The 16,055-nt window shown below is 62.8% G+C and carries 13 protein-coding genes and 2 pseudogenes; 5 read left to right on the top strand and 10 right to left on the bottom strand.

Annotation, left to right across the window (positions count from 1 at the left end; translation table 11 throughout):
- Nucleotides 1-72: 72 nt before the first annotated feature.
- Nucleotides 73-2,574, top strand: coding sequence for a PQQ-binding-like beta-propeller repeat protein (locus ABEI27_RS05790; RefSeq protein WP_375798460.1), 2,502 nt, complete (start codon nt 73-75; stop codon nt 2,572-2,574).
- Here ABEI27_RS05790 and ABEI27_RS05785 read toward each other — a convergent pair whose 3' ends face one another.
- The 3 genes from ABEI27_RS05785 to cutA all read right to left on the bottom strand — a co-directional run bounded on the left by ABEI27_RS05785 (nt 2,575) and on the right by cutA (nt 3,744).
- Complete coding sequence (locus ABEI27_RS05785) at nt 2,575-2,982, bottom strand: acyl-CoA thioesterase (RefSeq protein WP_375798459.1); 408 nt, start codon at nt 2,980-2,982, stop codon at nt 2,575-2,577.
- 69 nt (nt 2,983-3,051) lie between these two features.
- On the bottom strand, nt 3,052-3,342 hold the full coding sequence (locus ABEI27_RS05780; protein WP_375798458.1) for a hypothetical protein: 291 nt from the start codon (nt 3,340-3,342) through the stop codon (nt 3,052-3,054).
- Between the two features lie 75 nt (nt 3,343-3,417).
- Nucleotides 3,418-3,744, bottom strand: a complete 327-nt coding sequence (cutA, locus tag ABEI27_RS05775) for a divalent-cation tolerance protein CutA (RefSeq protein WP_375798457.1) — start codon at nt 3,742-3,744, stop codon at nt 3,418-3,420.
- Between the two features lie 133 nt (nt 3,745-3,877).
- Here cutA and ABEI27_RS05770 point away from each other — a divergent pair.
- Nucleotides 3,878-4,169: pseudogene (locus ABEI27_RS05770) on the top strand (universal stress protein); the annotation flags it as partial.
- A gap of 159 nt (nt 4,170-4,328) precedes the next feature.
- On the opposite strand, the gene ABEI27_RS05765 reads toward ABEI27_RS05770, so the two are convergent.
- Nucleotides 4,329-4,844 carry an LUD domain-containing protein gene (locus ABEI27_RS05765; RefSeq protein ID WP_375798456.1) on the bottom strand — a complete coding sequence of 172 codons (516 nt, stop codon included), beginning with the start codon at nt 4,842-4,844 and terminating at the stop codon, nt 4,329-4,331.
- 307 nt (nt 4,845-5,151) lie between these two features.
- On the opposite strand from ABEI27_RS05765, the gene ABEI27_RS05760 reads away from it, so the two are divergent.
- Both ABEI27_RS05760 and ABEI27_RS05755 read left to right on the top strand, forming a co-directional pair.
- Complete coding sequence (locus ABEI27_RS05760; RefSeq protein WP_375798455.1) at nt 5,152-5,841, top strand: winged helix-turn-helix transcriptional regulator; 690 nt, start codon at nt 5,152-5,154, stop codon at nt 5,839-5,841.
- Between the two features lie 482 nt (nt 5,842-6,323).
- Nucleotides 6,324-6,941, top strand: coding sequence for a hypothetical protein (locus tag ABEI27_RS05755; protein ID WP_375798454.1), 618 nt, complete (start codon nt 6,324-6,326; stop codon nt 6,939-6,941).
- 136 nt (nt 6,942-7,077) lie between these two features.
- Here ABEI27_RS05755 and ABEI27_RS05750 read toward each other — a convergent pair whose 3' ends face one another.
- From ABEI27_RS05750 to ABEI27_RS05730, 5 genes are read right to left on the bottom strand one after another with little or no spacing between them, the layout of a single operon-like run.
- A complete protein-coding gene (locus tag ABEI27_RS05750; RefSeq protein ID WP_375798453.1) occupies nt 7,078-8,472 on the bottom strand; it encodes an ABC transporter ATP-binding protein in 1,395 nt (464 codons plus the stop codon).
- Complete coding sequence (locus ABEI27_RS05745) at nt 8,465-9,565, bottom strand: ABC transporter ATP-binding protein (RefSeq protein ID WP_375798452.1); 1,101 nt, start codon at nt 9,563-9,565, stop codon at nt 8,465-8,467. The genes ABEI27_RS05750 and ABEI27_RS05745 overlap by 8 nt, the downstream gene beginning before the upstream one ends.
- Nucleotides 9,562-10,788: an ABC transporter permease gene (locus tag ABEI27_RS05740; protein WP_375798572.1), complete on the bottom strand. Its 1,227-nt coding sequence runs from the start codon at nt 10,786-10,788 to the stop codon at nt 9,562-9,564. Before ABEI27_RS05740 ends, ABEI27_RS05745 begins: the two co-directional genes overlap by 4 nt.
- Nucleotides 10,789-10,790: 2 nt before the next feature.
- Complete coding sequence (locus ABEI27_RS05735; RefSeq protein ID WP_375798451.1) at nt 10,791-11,771, bottom strand: ABC transporter permease; 981 nt, start codon at nt 11,769-11,771, stop codon at nt 10,791-10,793.
- A 42-nt stretch (nt 11,772-11,813) separates the two neighbouring features.
- Complete coding sequence (locus tag ABEI27_RS05730) at nt 11,814-13,700, bottom strand: ABC transporter substrate-binding protein (protein ID WP_375798450.1); 1,887 nt, start codon at nt 13,698-13,700, stop codon at nt 11,814-11,816.
- Nucleotides 13,701-14,475: 775 nt separating this feature from the next.
- Here ABEI27_RS05730 and ABEI27_RS05725 point away from each other — a divergent pair.
- Nucleotides 14,476-15,498, top strand: coding sequence for an NAD-dependent epimerase/dehydratase family protein (locus ABEI27_RS05725; protein ID WP_375798449.1), 1,023 nt, complete (start codon nt 14,476-14,478; stop codon nt 15,496-15,498).
- Nucleotides 15,499-15,636: 138 nt separating this feature from the next.
- Here ABEI27_RS05725 and ABEI27_RS05720 read toward each other — a convergent pair.
- A pseudogene (locus ABEI27_RS05720) lies at nt 15,637-15,906 on the bottom strand (hypothetical protein); the annotation flags it as partial.
- Between the last annotated feature and the right edge of the window lie 149 nt (nt 15,907-16,055).

Below are 16,055 nucleotides of genomic sequence, written 5' to 3'. Positions count from 1 at the left end.
TCCACCGAATCCGGCCGGTCGCGCTGTCGCTATCCGCCGAAAGCACTTGTTCCCCGGCTGGTAGATGGCCGTATGGTCGGCCCTCCATCCTCAGCGGGCGACACCAGTTCGCCCATCGACCACGAATCGACCGTTCCTGCCCGTCCGACGACACGACGAAAATTCCTGGCGGCACTCGCGAGCACCGGCGTCGGGGTCTCGCTCGCGGGCTGTGGACGTGCTGGAACGCCCTCGACACCCGGAGAGGGGTCGTCTGAGCAGTCGGCCGCACCCGCCGCTGATACAGACGTCGCTGCAGGTCCACCGCCGTCGCTCTCAGGACCGTGGCCGCAGATGCGCGCCGATGCAGGAAACACCGGGGCGGTCGAGGCACCGGCGCCCACGAGCGATCCCAGCGTCCGCTGGGAGACGACCGCTGCCGGGACCGTCGGCGCGGCCGTAGGGGTTCTCGGGACGACCGGGCCGACAGCGTTGTCCCAACCCGACGCCGGCACCGACTCCGAGAGCGGGGTCTACGTCGTCGCCGAAGACGGCCGAGCCGCCGCAGTCGGAGCCGACAGCGACATCCGTTGGCGAACTGCGGTACGAGAGGGGTGTTTCCCGCCGGCTGCGGCGTCGGATCGGGTCATCGTCCCGACCCGCGATCGGCTTGTGATCCTCGACGCCGAGACGGGCGAAGTTCGCCGACGAATCGGCGTTTCAGGTGGCATCTTCTACGCGCCGGTAATCCGTGGGGACCGCGCGTTCGTCGGGACCTACTCCGGTGGGGCCGTCGCCATCGACCTCGCGTCCGGCGAGGAGCGCTGGCGAGTTGGTGGGCCGAGCCGAACGTACCCGCCAGCGGTGGTGGACGGCGTTGCCTACGTGGCAGCGCGGCGGTGGAACGACAGCGAATCAGACGCTGAGGGTGGCGAGGATACGGGCGCGTTCTTCGCAGTCGACGTCCAAACCGGGGAGCAACGCTGGGAGCAACCGCTCGAGGGACATCCCACGGCACCGCCGGGGTACCACACAGGCGTCGTCTACACGGGAACGCACGGAGGAGTCGTTCACGCCTTCGACGCTGCCTCTGGCGACGAGCGCTGGCAGGAATTCGTCGGTGAGTGGGTGACGCGCGGCCCGACCGTGGCAGCGGACGGCGTCTACGTCGTCCTCCTCAATGAGGGCCCGATAAAACTGGCACTCGACGGGTCGGTCGAGTGGCGAGCGACGCAGACAGAACGGAACGTCGCCATCGGAACGAACCCGAACCTCACCGACGAGGCGGCACTCTTCGGCGGGTCGGACGGAGTCGTTGCGTTTGCACGAGACGACGGCGCGGTGCAGTGGCGCGAACCGACTCCCGGGCCGGTCCAGTTCGACATCCGCGTCAGCGGCGACACAGCGTTCGCTGGCGACCAGTACGGCTCGGTCGTGGCCGTGGACGTTGCATCGGGCGAGCAACGGTGGGAACTCCCGTTCCAGCCGCCGACGATGCCGGGACCAGTGGTCGGATCGAAGACTGTCGCTGGCGCGAGTCAAAGAGCTGGGACCTACGCGCTCAGAGCGACCGACGGACTGGAACTCGGCTCTCTGGGCGGCGTCGATGTGACGAGTCTCACGCCCGCATTTCTGGAAGACGAGAGCGAAATGCGGCGCGAGACGGTCCTTATCGCGGGAACAGGAGGGTCGTTCAGCCGTGTGCAGACCATCGATTACGGAGAAGCGCCACCGACAGATCTCCCCCCGACCCCGACGCCGACGGCGACACCCGAACCGGGCGAACCCACCGCAACGCCCACACCGCACATCGACTTTCCCCAGCCCGAGCCGCGCTGGGAATCGGCCCCCGACGTGGATCCGCGATCACCGATCACCTACGCGGACGGCTGGGCGTACGTCGGGACCGACGAGGGGGTCGCAGCCGTCGACGCTCGAACCGGGGCTCTCCGCCTTCGTCACGGACTCGATGGATCTGTCCTCGGCGCGCCCGCCGTGCTCGACGGACGGGTGTTTGTCGTGACGCTCGCAGGGAGGCTTGTCGCGCTCTCCGTCGATGAGGCCTCAGGGAACGGGTCGGTCGCCAGCGCCGCGAGTTTGTGGAAGAAGTCTCTCGCGGCTGGGGTCCAGGCCGGGCCCGCGGTCGACGGTGGTGGGATCGTCGTCGCCGACGAATCCGGAGTGGTTCGAGGCTTCAGTACGGACGGCGAGCGCCAGTGGATGCAGTCTCTCGGTGGAACGGTCCACGGAGGTGCCGCCATCACCGACGGACGAGTGTTCGCCGGGACAAGGGCGGGCGAGGTGATCTCACTCTCGCGTGACGACGGGGCCGTCGAGTGGCGCGCGCCAACTGCGGGGGCGGTACACGCGTCACCCGCGATCGGCCTCGAAGCCTCCAGCGGTGCTGAGGGCATCACCGGGACAGTCTTCGTGGGGGATCACAGCGGAACGCTCTCCGCATTCGACGCGGCCACCGGTGACGTTCAGTGGCGGCTTTCGCTGGGTCGGTGGGCCAACGCGCCGCCCGCACTCGGCTATGGCGCGCTCTTCATAGCCGATGGAACCGGACGCGTCTACGCTGTCGTGGGCGAGTAATCAGGACCCCGCCTCGAGCGCGTCGCGCCACCGGTCAGGGAGGGGCCTCGACTCGCCAGTATCGGGGTCGACGACGACTTGCACCGAAGAACCCGTAGCGACGACCTCGTCCTCGACGGAGAGTTCGTACTGCAGTTCAAACGACGAATCGCCGACGCCCGTCGGTTCCATCGCGACCGAGACGGTTCCCATCCCGTCGATGGGTTTCCGGTAGTCCAATTCGAGGTGTGCGACCACCACGCTGATATCAACGGCCTGCTCGTCGAACTCCGTTTCGAGATACTGGACGCGACACTGTTCGCAGTAGGTGGCGTACACGACGTTGTTCACGTGACCCACGGCGTCGAGATCGCGAAAACGGACCGAATGGTTCGTCACGTACGGAAATCCGCCGTCGTCGAGAGACATACTTCCGAGTCGATCTGACGGCACGAAAAACAACCGGTCGGCTCCGTGACGGCCTGGGCGTCGGTCGGTTCAGGACTCCTGTCGCAACATCGCGTCGCTATCGGATGGTGTGGGCCTGGCGGACTGCCGATCGGCCGTATCGACAGCGCGCCACACGTTCGCGCGGACGCCCACACGGACCATCTCGATTGAGAGGTTCGCGTCAGCCGGGAGACTCCCGAGGGTGCGCCTGAGTTCCGGCGTTCCGTACTCACAGATGTGCCGGATCTCGTTCGATTCGGGTACTTCTACGGTCATCGTGCCGTGGTCGTTCATCGGCCGCCGGACAATTACGGCCTCGTGGGAGCTGGTCTCATTCATCGTATCAACTGTGCCGCCCTGACTGCTTAAACTGATATATGAGCGATACAAACGGCTACAGAGCGCTACGTACTCTCAGGATTCCCGGTGAAGCTCTTCGTCGACTTCCGCGTCGGTCCACCCGGCGAAACTGTCGAGAACGTCCGTCTCGTCGAACCGCTCGATGCAGGGTACGTCGTTCGGGTGCACGTCTTCGAGCCGTGTCTTCAGGTCGGGATACCGCTCGGCCGTCGTCTTGGCCAAGAGAATCGATTCGGCGTCGCCCTCGTGGATAGTATCCTCCCACCGATAGAACGACTCGCAGTCGACGACGTTCACGCAGGCCGCCAGCCGTTCTTTGACGAGGAACGAAGCGAGTTCCTGAGCAGCATCGCGGGGGGCTGTAACGTAGACCGTGGGCATCGGTTCGTCGGTACGGCCCGGTCGATGTAAATCACCGGTGTGGTGCGAGCAGATGGATGTTCACCGGATTAACGTCTCCGGTGTGCGTCTCCGGGCCGACCGCCAATATGGGGGAGCGTGACAACGCTGCCATATGCCGCCATCCCACGTTCTAGTCCCGCTCGATGGGTCGCCGCTGTCCGACGAGGCGTTCGCGGAGGCAGTCGAACTCTTCGACTGTCAGGTGACAGTCCCGAACGTCGTCACACCGACCGACGGGGGATGAGCGAGGGAGGCGTGCTGGTACTAGAGATGGCCGCCGTGAGAGCGCCCGCGAGCGGGCCGACGGGGTCGCCGAACCTGCGAGAGCGAAAGCCTCCGAAGCCGATCGAACGTTCGAGATGGCGGTCGAGACCGGCGATCCGGCCGAGGTGATTCTGGAATACGATGGAGATTATGCAGAAATACCGCACTCGTCGGCTATCCGGTGAAACTCGTCAACCTCCGAAACGTGTGTGCCCTCCGGCGTCAAAGCTCAGTGACACGAGAGGCGAAATCTCCTCGTCATCAAGAGTCCGGCTCCTCTGTGAATCAGGCGCCTCAGTTCAGAAGCCCAGTCGACTATCGATGAGCATCACTGTCGACCGGTCGTCTTCCAGTTCGTGATGGTAACTGAACTCCTTCGCTTTCTGGCTCTCCAGGCCGTACTCGTCCTGTGTCTGTACATCCTCGAACCGGTATGCGACCTTCTCTAACCGATACCGGGGCGTCTCAAGATCCGCGGGGATCCTGTTGCCCCCGGTTATCAGTGTGAAATTGGCCGCGGCGAACGGATACGCATCGACACGGCTGCCAGCCGCATCAGCAGCGACCAACTCTCCCGACGCTGCGATAGCGTTGTCGCTCCCGAGGAAGTAATCGGCGGCCTGGGATTCACGCCGGGCCTGGGTCGGCTTCGCTTCATCGTCTATGGCAAAGATTTCATCGTGGAGGTTTCGCCAGTTGTGGTCCTCCTCTGCGACGTGATCAACGAATCCGATCTCTTCGAGTGTCGTCGAGTGACCGTTCATAATCGACGCTCCGGCCGGGATTCGAAGTTTGATCTGTTCGAGCGCGGCCATAGTAGCGTTTGCAACTGATTGCACAGCCGATCGCACGCGGTCGTGCAATCGAGTGAGCGAAGACTCGCAAACGCTACAATAATTGGTGCGATCAGGAGTTCATCTGCGACACCGGCTTGATAACGTTCCCCAATTCAACGTCATCAATCGCCTGGTTTGTCTCCGCAAAATCGTAAAATGAGACGAGTTCGTCGAACGGGAACTCGCCTCGTTCATACAGATTCAGGAGGTCCGGAATGAACTCTTTTGGAGCTGAATCGCCCTCGACGATACCCTGAGTCGACGGCCGGCGTTCAGGATGTGATTTATGTCCAGGCCGACCGCCGTCCCCACCGGGGGATGCACCGATGACGCCGCACTCCCCGGCCGAAGCCAACACCTCGGTGGCTTGTTTCAGAACGCTCGGCTGACCAGTCGTCTCCAGCGTGTAATCCGCACCGCGGTCGAGTTCCGACGCTTTCTCGAGGCGTCCGTGATCCAAGTCGACTCGGATGAGCTCGGAGCACCCCACGAGTTTTGCGCCCGAGGGAGCACCCAGACCGACAGACTCGGCCTCGAAGATGACCAGCGAGGGACCTTGATCCGGCGCTGGGGAATTGATGACCCCCCTGGCACCGGTCTTGACCCCACACCCGAGCGGGCCAAGCAGTTCCAGTGGTGCGTCGTCTGCTACGTTGACTGCGTTTCGCTCGGTCACGACCGAGTGGGTCGCAAACGACGATTGTCGGAAGAACGTCCCGTCGATTTGCTCTCCGTTCTTAGAGAGTGGCGAGGACCCATCGTCAGAACGTCCCGCCTCGAAGTTCCGGGAGACGAACTCGTCGAAAACGATGTGGTCGGCAGGCGAATGGAGGCGGATGCTCCTGTCGCCGTCTCCTACGACCTCACGACGAGGGGCGAAGAACTTCTCGGGGCACTGGATGACCTCGACGATTGGGCTCGGGACTGGGGCGATGAGTTTCCCGAACAGGAGCCCCACCGCCTCTCCAACGCATAACTGAAACTGGGATATCGTACCAAATTATATCAAATTATATCTTATCTTCCAGACAATATTGCTATTATCAAATCCAACCTATCAGCCGTCACCGGTACCGAGCAGTCCCGACTGTCCGTAGACTGTATCAAAACGGTGGGGAAGAGGGTTGACGGGCATCTGAACATCGTTTCTCTCCGTGCTCAACGCTGTACGCTCCGCCCGTTATCTGATTCTGTGAGTCGATCGATGGAGCCGAATCGGAACTACACGTTGAAGATAGACGGTGGTGCAAGTATCGTAGCGACATTTGACCCCACTTGAGAGTCTGCTCTACACTTTGCCACTCGTCTGGAGGTGACGCCACCACGAACAGGACAGCCTCTTCTGTCGGTCAGTGAGACTGCGTCTACTCGGCGTAACGGTCATACGTCCGGACATCGCATAAAGTACATATGTATTCACTCCCGGACGACACCGGCCACCCGGAGGCGAGGTAGCCTGTGGATCACAGAAGACGGACCGTATTGGGCGCCGCTGCGGCGATGCTGACGGCTGGACTCGCCGGTTGTTCCGGAAGTGATCGGGGAGCGACGGCGACAGAGGCAGATTCCGATGGGACCGCGACCGGGACCCAAGATCCCGCCACGGGCGCTGATACCCAGACGCCCACGGAGGGTCCGACGACGACCGGGACTTCGACGCCGACCCCGACTGAGACACCCACACCGACCCCGACTCCCACCGAAGCGCCACCGGAATCGGTCGACGTGACGATCGACAACCAGGGGTTCAGCGCGTGGGTCGTCTCAAAAGACGGCAGCGGGTCGGTCGCGCCAATCGACGAGTCAAACCCGACGATGACTTTCGAGGTCGGGGTCCGGTACGTGATCGAGAACAACGGCTGGAGCGCGCACCCGTTCGCATTGCGGCGCGCCGACGACACGCCGCTGCTCTCGCAGTCTGCCGGCGGGGAGTTCGAGGGCAACGCGGCCGTCGCGTGGCGCGACGACGGCGGGACGGTCGCGTTCACGATGACCCGCGGCCTCGCCGACGAACTCGACTACTACATCTGTACCGTTCACCGCTCGATGCGGGGCGACGCGACGGCGAACGGATAGCGGCCAAAGAGCCGCTATCGGTCAATGACGAACTGCACGGACCGTTTATACTGGATCCGCCGCCGGCAGCCGACAGTGCGGCGTGAGTTGGCTCGGACCCCGACATCGGTCCGGCTCCTATTCCGACCTCGGGCGGCTACTCGCCGCCGAACCCGCCGAACTCGGGGCGGTGCCGGAGACACGCCGCTTCGTGGTCGTCCCCGTGGGTGGTGAACTCGGGAGCGGTTTCGGCACACGGCGTGGTGAACGCGGCGGCGAGCAGTTCGGCGGCGCGGTCGTCGTCGCCGGCCAGCAACGCCGCAATCGACTCCGAGAGCGCACGCTCGGCCGCCGGATCCGACAGCGTTTCCGGGAGTTGATACGTCCGCCGGACTCGGGCCTCGGTGTCGGGGCCGACGTCGGCCTCGGCGCCCGGATCGGGCCGACCGCCGTCGCCGGACACTGGCTCCTCCGGACGCGGGTTGGTTGGATCGTCGGCGCGAAGCCGTTCCTGAACCGACTCCGGGTTGATCTCGCCGGCCACGACCCGCTGCCGGAAGTCGAGTAACCGACGCCACTCCGCCTGCTCCAGTTCGATTTCGTCGGGTGGGATGACGCGGTGACACCGAGTGTGGAACCGACAACCGGAGGGGGGATCTGCGGGGGTGGGGACGCTGCCAGTCAGTTCGATGTGGTCGCTCCGGGTCTGGGGGTCCGGAGTCGGCACCGCCGACAGTAGCGCCTCGGTGTATGGGTGCTGTGGATCCTCCAGAACCGCCTCCGTCGACCCCATCTCCACGATCTCGCCGAGGTACATCACCGCGGTCCGATCGCAGAGTTCCCGCACCACCGAGATGTCGTGGCTGATGAACAACACCGACAGTCCGAACTCCGTCCGGAGGTCGTCGATCAGCGACAGGATGTCGGCCTGGACTGACACGTCCAGCGCCGATACAGGCTCGTCGGCGACGAGTAGATCGGGGTTGAGCACGAGCGCTCTCGCGAGCGCGAGACGCTGCTTTTCGCCGCCCGAGAACTCGTGTGGATAGCGGTCGTAGCACTCAGCCGAGAGCCCGACCCGTTCGAGGAGGTCCTCAACAATCGCCCGTCGCTGGTCGGCGTCCGTCATCCCGTGCACCAGCGGGAGTTCCGCGATCGATGCCCCGACCGACATCCGCGGGTCGAAGCTCGACGTCGGGTCTTGAAAGATCAGTTGTGCGTCCCGCCGGAACGTCTTCAGTTCCTGGCTGTCGAACTGCGTCACGTCGTTCGGATGGGTGCCGTCGTCGTTCCGAACGGCCCCCCCGCGGCCGCCGCCATTGAAAAGCACCTCCCCGGACGTCGGCTCCGTCAACCGGAGGATCGACGAGGCGGTCGTCGACTTCCCGCATCCCGACTCGCCGACGAGTCCCAGCGCTTCCCCGGGAGCGATGTCGAAACTCACGCCATCGACGGCCTTGACCCGGGTAGTCTCCCGTGAGAGCAGCCCCCCCCGTGAAGTGGTGTAGTGTTTCCGCAGGTCTCGAACCGATAGCAGCGGCTGATCACTCATCCTCGATCACGCCTCGGCGGGTTGAATCGGGGTCGTCGCCGGCGCTCGACCCATCACTTACCGGCGTCTCGGCGTCGCCGGTCGCCGGGAGCACCGACGGATCGTCGCCCGCTTCGTAGTGGATGCACGACACAGAGTGCCCGTCAGTGAGATCGATCTCCGGGGGTTGATCGCCGGCCGAACACGCCGACACTGCGTGGGAACACCGCGCCGCGAACCGGCAGCCGTCCGGCAGGTCGGTCGGGTCCGGAAGCGAGCCCGCGATCCCGCCGCGCGTCTCCACTTCGCCCGCGGGGCCGTCGCCCCACCCCGGCAAACACGCGAGCAACCGACGGGTGTAGGGGTGGGCCGGGCGCTGGAAGACGTCGAGCACCGTCCCCCGTTCCATCACCTCTCCAGCGTAAAGCACCACCATACGGTCGGCGATCTCGCTCACGGTCGCGAGGTCGTGTGTGACGAACAGCACGCCCATCCCGTATTCAGCCTTCAGGTCGTCGAGCAACTGGAGGATCCCCGCCTGAATCGTCACGTCGAGGGCGGTGGTGGGCTCGTCGGCCACCAGTAGATCGGGCTCGGTCACGAGCGCCATCGCGATCATTACCCGCTGTTTCTCCCCGCCGGAGAACTGGTGTGGGTATTCATCGATCCGACCGGCGGGGTCGGGAATCCCCACCGTACTCAGGAGGTCTATCGCGCGGGCCCGGGCCTCGGCCTTCGTGACGTCTTCGTGGACTCGGATGGCCTCGATCAGCTGCCACCCGACGGTGTAGCAGTGGTTCAGCGCGTCCTGTGGGTTCTGGAAGACGTGCGCGATTGACGCCCCGCGGTGGGTCCGGAGTTCCGCCGGCGGAAGGTCGGTGAGTTCCTTCCCCTTGAACCGGACGCTGCCGGTGATTCGGCCGGGCGGCTGGTCGATCAGTCCCGTGAGCGACTCGACGGTGACGGTCTTGCCCGAACCGGACTCGCCGACCAGACAGACCGTCTCTCCCCGCTCGACGGTGAAGTCGATGCCGTCCACTGCGACGAGTTCGCCCGATTCGGTGTCGAAGGTGGTCCGCAGGTCCGTCACGTCGAGCAGCGGCGCGTCGGTCATCGGTTGGCCTCCGTGGTGGCCTCGGGATCGACCGCGTCGAGCAGCGCGTCGCCGAGGAAGTTGAACGCGAGGATGGTGAGGAACAGTACGATCCCGGGTGCGAGCACGATCCAGGGTGCGAACGAGAGGTCGCTCCGGCCCGCGGCGATCAACTGCCCCCACGAGGCGATAGTGGAATCACCGAGCCCGAGGAAGGCGAGTTGCGCCTCCGCCAGCAGGAAGCCCGGAATCAGGAGGGTGAGTTGCGTGATAATGCTGCTCGCGGTGTTCGGCACGACGTGTCGGCGGACGATCCGACGGGTGCTCGCGCCGCTCAGCCGGCCAGCCTTCACGAACTCCTCTTCGGACACCGACAGCGCCTTGCTCCGGACGTACCGCGCGGTGCCGCCCCACCCGAACACTGAAAAGATAATAATAAACATTCCCAGCCCCGCACCGTAGGCGAAGAGAATGAGGAGGAAGAACAGCAGCGTCGGGAACGAGAGCACAATGTCGACTGCCCGCATCGCGATTTCGTCGAACCAGCCGCCAGCGTAGGCACTCACGGTTCCGACAGTGATCCCCACGACCGCGACAATCGTGGTCGTGATGAACGCGATCTTCATACTGATAGTCATCCCGTAGACGACGCTTTTGAACACCCCCTCCCCGCCGCGGGTGGTTCCCAGGGGATACTGCCACGTCCCCGTACACCGGCCGTTCGTGACTTCGCCGACGCACTGGGCGACGTTAGCCTCGGCAATCGACAGTCCGACCGGCGGTTGGTGTCCCACGAGCACGTTCTGCTCCGGCGGGGCGAGGAAAAGCGGCCCGACCAGTCCGCCCACGAAGACGAGAGCTAGCCACGCGAGGCTCACCAGCGCGGGTCGGTTCCGGCTGAACCGCCGCCAGTAGTAGCGAGTGATCCGAGGATGTTGGTATAATGGGACGATGATATACCACAGGAACAGCAGGAGCGTGGCGGCGAAGGCGTAATCCACCGTGCTGACCACGAAGTCGAGTCCACCCGCCTCGAAGACGCCCTCGAAGCCCAGTGCCGCCCCGAGCGCCCCGAACACCGTCTCTCGCTCCCCGACGGCATACCAGTCGTAGGCCCCGAGCGCGAGAATCGGCGCGACAGTGAGAGCGAACAGTTTCGTTTTGATCGAGAGCCGGGCGGTGCGACCGCCGGCATACGCCTCCCAATCCACCTGGTCGAATCGCGGTGTGTCGTCGGTGTCGATGCTCATAGCTCCCTGTCGTCGTAACTGATCCGCGGATCCAGGACGGTGAACGCCAGGTCCTCGAGCAGGTTCCCAACCACCGCGAGGAACGTGAACAGCAGCGTCGACCCGAGAACCAGGTTGGTGTCCTGTGCGATCAAGGCGTTGAACGTCAGCCGGCCGAGCCCGGGGATCCCGAAGACCACCTCCACGAGCAGAGACGACCCGAGGAAGATCGCCAGCAGTTGCCCGACGAGCGTCGTCGACAGCGGGACTAGTGTCGGGCGCATCACGTGGTAGGCGTACGCACGCAGCGGTGAGACGCCCTTCGCCCTGGCGGTTTTCATAAACGTCGCGTTCCGGAACGCCGCCGACTCGTTACGCGAGACGCGCATAATCGCCCCGATCGACCCTGTGACCAGCACGAACACCGGAATCGCCAGTTGCCGAGCGTTCGCGAGGCTGAACGTCGGTACACTGGTCTGATATACGATCGGGATCCACTCCAGCCACACCCCGAAGATCAGAAGCAGGATGATCCCGAAAAAGAAGTTCGGAATCGCGTACCCGAAGAAAGCGAACCCGGTGGCTGCGTGGTCGCGCCAGGTGTACTTGTTCGCCGCGGAGTAGACGCCGATCAGGGGCCCAAGCAGGATCGTTAGCACGGTCCACGGGATAGAATACTGTGCAGTGTAGAAGATCGCGTTGGCCAGCGCCGCGGTCACCGGTTGGCTCGCGTAGTCGGACCACCCCCATTCGAGGGTGTAGATCCCACGCAAGAAGTCCAGATATCTGACGTGTAGCGGCTCGTCGAGCCCGCGGAGTTGGCGCTGGCGTTCGATTGCCTCCTGTGGGTTGCCGCCTTCCAGCGCCGCCTGCGTGGCGGCCTTCTGCACTGACGGGTTCGGGGCGGCCGCCAGCAGCCCGAACGTGACTGTGACGATGATGAAGGACACGACGGCCGCCCACGCGACCCGGAACGCGACGTATCTGGCTAATCCCATCGTCGAGCGAGCCGAGGGATCAGCCGCTGGCAGCCTACTGCGTCACTCATCAAAGTACCACGCCGGGAAATCCCAGCCGTTGAAGAAGTTCTCTTTTGGACCGACTAAATCTGGGTTGTATCCAACGAGGTCGTCACCGAACACGAGCATCACGTAGGGCTGTTCTACTGCGAGGTTCTGGAACAGTTCGGTGAACGGTTCCTGAAGCGCCTCCTCGGAACCAGCCGCCCGCGCCCGCTCGAAAATACCCGCCGCGTCGAACTGGGGGTAGTAGCCGACGGGATTGTAGAACGAGTTGGCGCCGTCGAAGAACGCCTGATTCGTGAGCGGGTTCTGTGGATACGTGTTGAGCCCGAAGACGATCGACATATCCCAGGACTCAGAAGAGGTGACGCTCCGCGGTCCGGGGTTGTTCGGCGTCGGCTGATCCCAGGTCACCTTCTCGCCGTTGACCGTGTCCGTGCCACCCTTCGGTTCGGCGGTCCAGTAGTCCTGCTGGAACCGGACCCCGTCGATGGCTTCGACGGTCACGTCGATTCCGAAGATGTCGCCGAACTCCCCGGCGATGAACTCCGCGATGAGTTTTGAGGTCTCCCCGCCGGCTAAGTGGTAGAGGTCGAGCGCGACTGTCTCGCCAGCGGGCGTGACGAGCGTCTTCGCGTCGAATCGGTAGTCGAACTCCGACTCTGAGAGCGCGTCCTCTACGAGGCCCCGAGCGACCTCCCCGCCGTACCGGTCGCCGGTACCGAACTTCCTGACAGCGTCGTCACCGGGGTACCATTTGGACCACGACGGCTGCCACGTATAGTGAGGTTTCGCGAGGCCGCGATAGACACCCGTGATGAGTTTTTGTTTGTCGATCGCGGCTGCCAGGCCCTGCCGGAACGCGGTACGTCTGAACAGGTTCCCCGGACCCGCGTTCCACCCGTTGTCACGCATATTCACCGACAGGATCCGGTTGAACGGCTGCGGGATCTGGTAGGTGCTGACCTGCGACTTCTGCTCGAACTCCGCGAACTGCTCTGGCGGGATCCCTGCCGAGTCGGCCTCCCCGGTTTCTAGGGCCGCGAGCCGCGACGCCTGCTCCTCGACGACGTCGATCGACGCTCCCTCGAAGTACGGCGCGTTCGCGAAGAGATCCGGGCCCTCGTCGATATCTTGGATGTAGTATTCGTCGTTTCGGGAGTAGGTCGTCCCCGACCCGCGCTCCCACTTGTCAAGGACGAACGCCCCGAGGTTGCCGGTGAATGTCAGTTCCAGCAGCTCTGAATCCTGTTGAAGCCCCTCAGAGTCCTCCTCATTGACGTAAGGTTCGAGAAGCTCTCGCGGGATCGGGAACAAGAGCGGGTCGTACGACTCCGGCCACAGCAGTTGCGGTTGCTGGAGTTCCGCCTGAAACTGCAACTCACCGGTCTGCTCGACGGTCACACCACTCCAGGAATCTGACTGCGCCGTGGCCGCCCAGTCGGTCTGGTGGAGTTCCTGGATCTGATAGACGAAGCTCTCGGCGGTGACCTGCCCGTACTTTTCGCCGAACGACAGGCCATCGCGGATGTCGAAGACCCACACGCTCCCCTCGTCGTCGGTTGACATATCGTACAGCAGCGGGAAGTACCCCCCGTCGAAATCGAACGTGTATCCTTGATCGATTGTGCGACTGATCGCGGTGCCTGCGCCGGAACTGGTGTTGAACAACGGGTTCAGCGTGGAAAACGACGACGCCGTAACGGTGTTGTACGTCCCCGATACTGACGGTGTTCCGTCGGTTCCGCCGGTTCCGTCGGTCCCGGTAGGCGTGTTGGTCCCCTCATTGTCGGTGGAACACCCTGCTAAGGCGGCCGTCGCGCCGGCGCCGATTGCCGCCAGCCACTGCCGCCGGGAGACCGGCGGCGTCCCCCTCGTTCCGAATATCTGCCTCCCTCGTGGCATCTACGGACTCCTTATGGGTCGGTGGATTAAACTGTTGTGATAGCACACCTCACACCATCGTGGTGCACACGGTGCTCCGTCGTGATCGCCGACACCCACATAGTGAACATCAGCGCCGAAAGAAATGAACAGGGGATACGGATCGGGCCGACCCACTCAGGTACCGAAGCCACCTCGTCCGAGTACCCACAGTCCGTCGATTCACCATCGGAGGTCTGTTCGTCGCTCCGGAAAGTAACCGTCGTCGGATGGTTGTTCGTCGCTCCGGAAAGTAGCCGTCGTCGGATGGTTGCTCGTCGCTTATTGTACCGCACTCGCCGCCGTCAGTGCACTCCGTGCGATCCGACGGTCTCTGCAATACGCACGACATCAGCAGACAGCAGTATGTCCTGACTCGTCGTGGAGAGCGTACCTGGATGAATTCAACGACGGTGCGTTAGCTGCCGACTATGCTATGACGGGTACTAATCTCCGCACTCCACGAATCGAAGCGTGCGAGACGAGCGAAGCGGGTTTCGCTATCTGTTGCTCGCTGCGCTCACGGGAGCGGGGGAGATGTCTTTGAGGGAGGATGCCTCTGAGAGAAAACGTTCAGAAAGTGTCGTAGTCTCACCCCTATCTTATGCCTTTACCGCGGTCACCGCTCCGTTCAGTTCCCTCATTCACACTCTATGTTAATCGGACAAGTGTCAGGGTATAGGTGTCGAGAAAATGCCCAAGCAGTCTCTCATAGTTCATCCGTAATTTTTTGACAACTGTTAACGAGGGGCTAACTATGGAGTACTTCGTTACGGGTGCCACCGGCCTCATCGGAACTCACGTGGTAGAGCAACTTGTTGACGAAGGGCACGACGTTGTCGCATTAACGCGCTCGCGGTCGAACACCAGTCATCTGCCGGATCAGGTGACGGTCGTTGAGGGTGACGTCACCGAAAAAGAACGTATGCGTGAACCGATGACCGGCGTTGACGGGGTGTTCCACATTGCTGCGTGGTTCTACATCGGGGTTGATGCCGACGAGGCTGCGAAGGCCGAACTCATCAACGTCGGGGGGACACGTACAGTCCTCGAACTGATGGATGAACTCGATATTCCCAAGGGCGTCTACACCAGTACGATAGGCGTTTATCCGGGAACCAGCGGAGACACATTGGACGAATCCATCGACCCCGAGTGTCCGACTTATGCTGAGTACGCTCGCACGAAGTGGAAAGCCCACTTCGAGGTTGCAAAGCCTATGATGGAAGACGGCCTCCCGCTGGTCATCGTTCAACCGGGCGGCGTCTACGGGCCTCATACCGGACGCTATGGGGAGGGGAAACCACAGACGGTCTTTCGGGACTACTTGACTGGTGATCTCCCGATGGTTCCCCGCAACTGGGCTCTGCCGATGGACCACGTTGACGATATCGCGCTGGCGCACATCCGGGCGATGGAGGTTGGCGACCCCGGCGAAGAGTACATCGTTGCCAGTGAACCGCGAACGATGCCCGAGCTGATGGACTACGCTGAGAAAATCACGGGTATTCCAGGCCCACGCGTCGTCCCCGATGCCGTATTCGGCGGGTTGGCCACTATTATGCGGGCAGCTGAAAGTGTCATCACGCCACCGGACGGTCTCGAACCCGAGATACTCGATTTCTTGGCTGGACGGCAGTTCCGCGTCGATTCCACGAAGGCAAGGCGCGACCTCAGCCTCGAGTTCCGGACTCTAGAAGAGGGTATGGGTGAGTATCTCCAATGGGAAATGGAACAACTCGGGATGAATGAGCGTATGGAACAGCCAGTAACGTCGTAAGTACGCAAATCGTCGCTAAGGGGACGCAATACGTTGATACATATATTCCCTCGCCATTTAGCAAGCCGTCACTGACAGGGTACGCGTAGCACACGATACTGCCTCGGTAAGTCTCTCCTCTGTGTCCACCACATTCTGTCATCCAGCGTATAGAGTGGATGGGTATTTCAGCCTGAGAAGACCCTCTCTACTAACTTGTCGGTCTCCAGTTCTCCTCTCGTTGGACGTGCCGTATCTCGGACCTCTCGAACCTCTCATCCAGTTCGTGTACTCGGTCGTATAGTGATGGAGAAACGACTCGTTCACTCCATACTCGCCACGCATTTGTTTGACGACCAATTCTAAGTCACCGCTCGCCTCCACAGCAGTACATCCCTTCTCACGAGCCATTTTCAACCCTCGGACGAGGGCGTGATACTCTGTCTATGTTCCCAGATACGTCGGGCTATGTGCGAACGCACGACGGCGTGACCTCTCGGCTCTGGTTCGACAGGTGAGAAAATCCGCCCTCCCCGAATTGAACGGGGGACAAGCCGATCTACAGTCGGCTGCTCTAC

Origin of the sequence: Halobellus sp. (assembly GCF_042218505.1) — an archaeon.
In the GTDB taxonomy this organism is placed as follows: domain Archaea; phylum Halobacteriota; class Halobacteria; order Halobacteriales; family Haloferacaceae; genus Haloquadratum.
Note: the sequence above shows the minus strand (reverse complement) of the source record. Positions and strands in the feature narration are given on the sequence as shown.

Excerpts from the sequence above, each read along its gene's own strand:
- ABEI27_RS05790 (WP_375798460.1), top strand. The coding sequence starts at position 73 with ATGGTCGGCCCTCCATCCTCAGCGGGCGACACCAGTTCGCCCATCGAC.
- ABEI27_RS05785 (WP_375798459.1), bottom strand. The coding sequence starts at position 2,982 with ATGTCTCTCGACGACGGCGGATTTCCGTACGTGACGAACCATTCGGTC.
- ABEI27_RS05780 (WP_375798458.1), bottom strand. The coding sequence starts at position 3,342 with ATGAATGAGACCAGCTCCCACGAGGCCGTAATTGTCCGGCGGCCGATG.
- cutA (WP_375798457.1), bottom strand. The coding sequence starts at position 3,744 with ATGCCCACGGTCTACGTTACAGCCCCCCGCGATGCTGCTCAGGAACTC.
- ABEI27_RS05765 (WP_375798456.1), bottom strand. The coding sequence starts at position 4,844 with ATGGCCGCGCTCGAACAGATCAAACTTCGAATCCCGGCCGGAGCGTCG.
- ABEI27_RS05760 (WP_375798455.1), top strand. The coding sequence starts at position 5,152 with ATGTCCAGGCCGACCGCCGTCCCCACCGGGGGATGCACCGATGACGCC.
- ABEI27_RS05750 (WP_375798453.1), bottom strand. The coding sequence starts at position 8,472 with ATGAGTGATCAGCCGCTGCTATCGGTTCGAGACCTGCGGAAACACTAC.
- ABEI27_RS05745 (WP_375798452.1), bottom strand. The coding sequence starts at position 9,565 with ATGACCGACGCGCCGCTGCTCGACGTGACGGACCTGCGGACCACCTTC.
- ABEI27_RS05735 (WP_375798451.1), bottom strand. The coding sequence starts at position 11,771 with ATGGGATTAGCCAGATACGTCGCGTTCCGGGTCGCGTGGGCGGCCGTC.
- ABEI27_RS05730 (WP_375798450.1), bottom strand. The coding sequence starts at position 13,700 with ATGCCACGAGGGAGGCAGATATTCGGAACGAGGGGGACGCCGCCGGTC.
- ABEI27_RS05725 (WP_375798449.1), top strand. The coding sequence starts at position 14,476 with ATGGAGTACTTCGTTACGGGTGCCACCGGCCTCATCGGAACTCACGTG.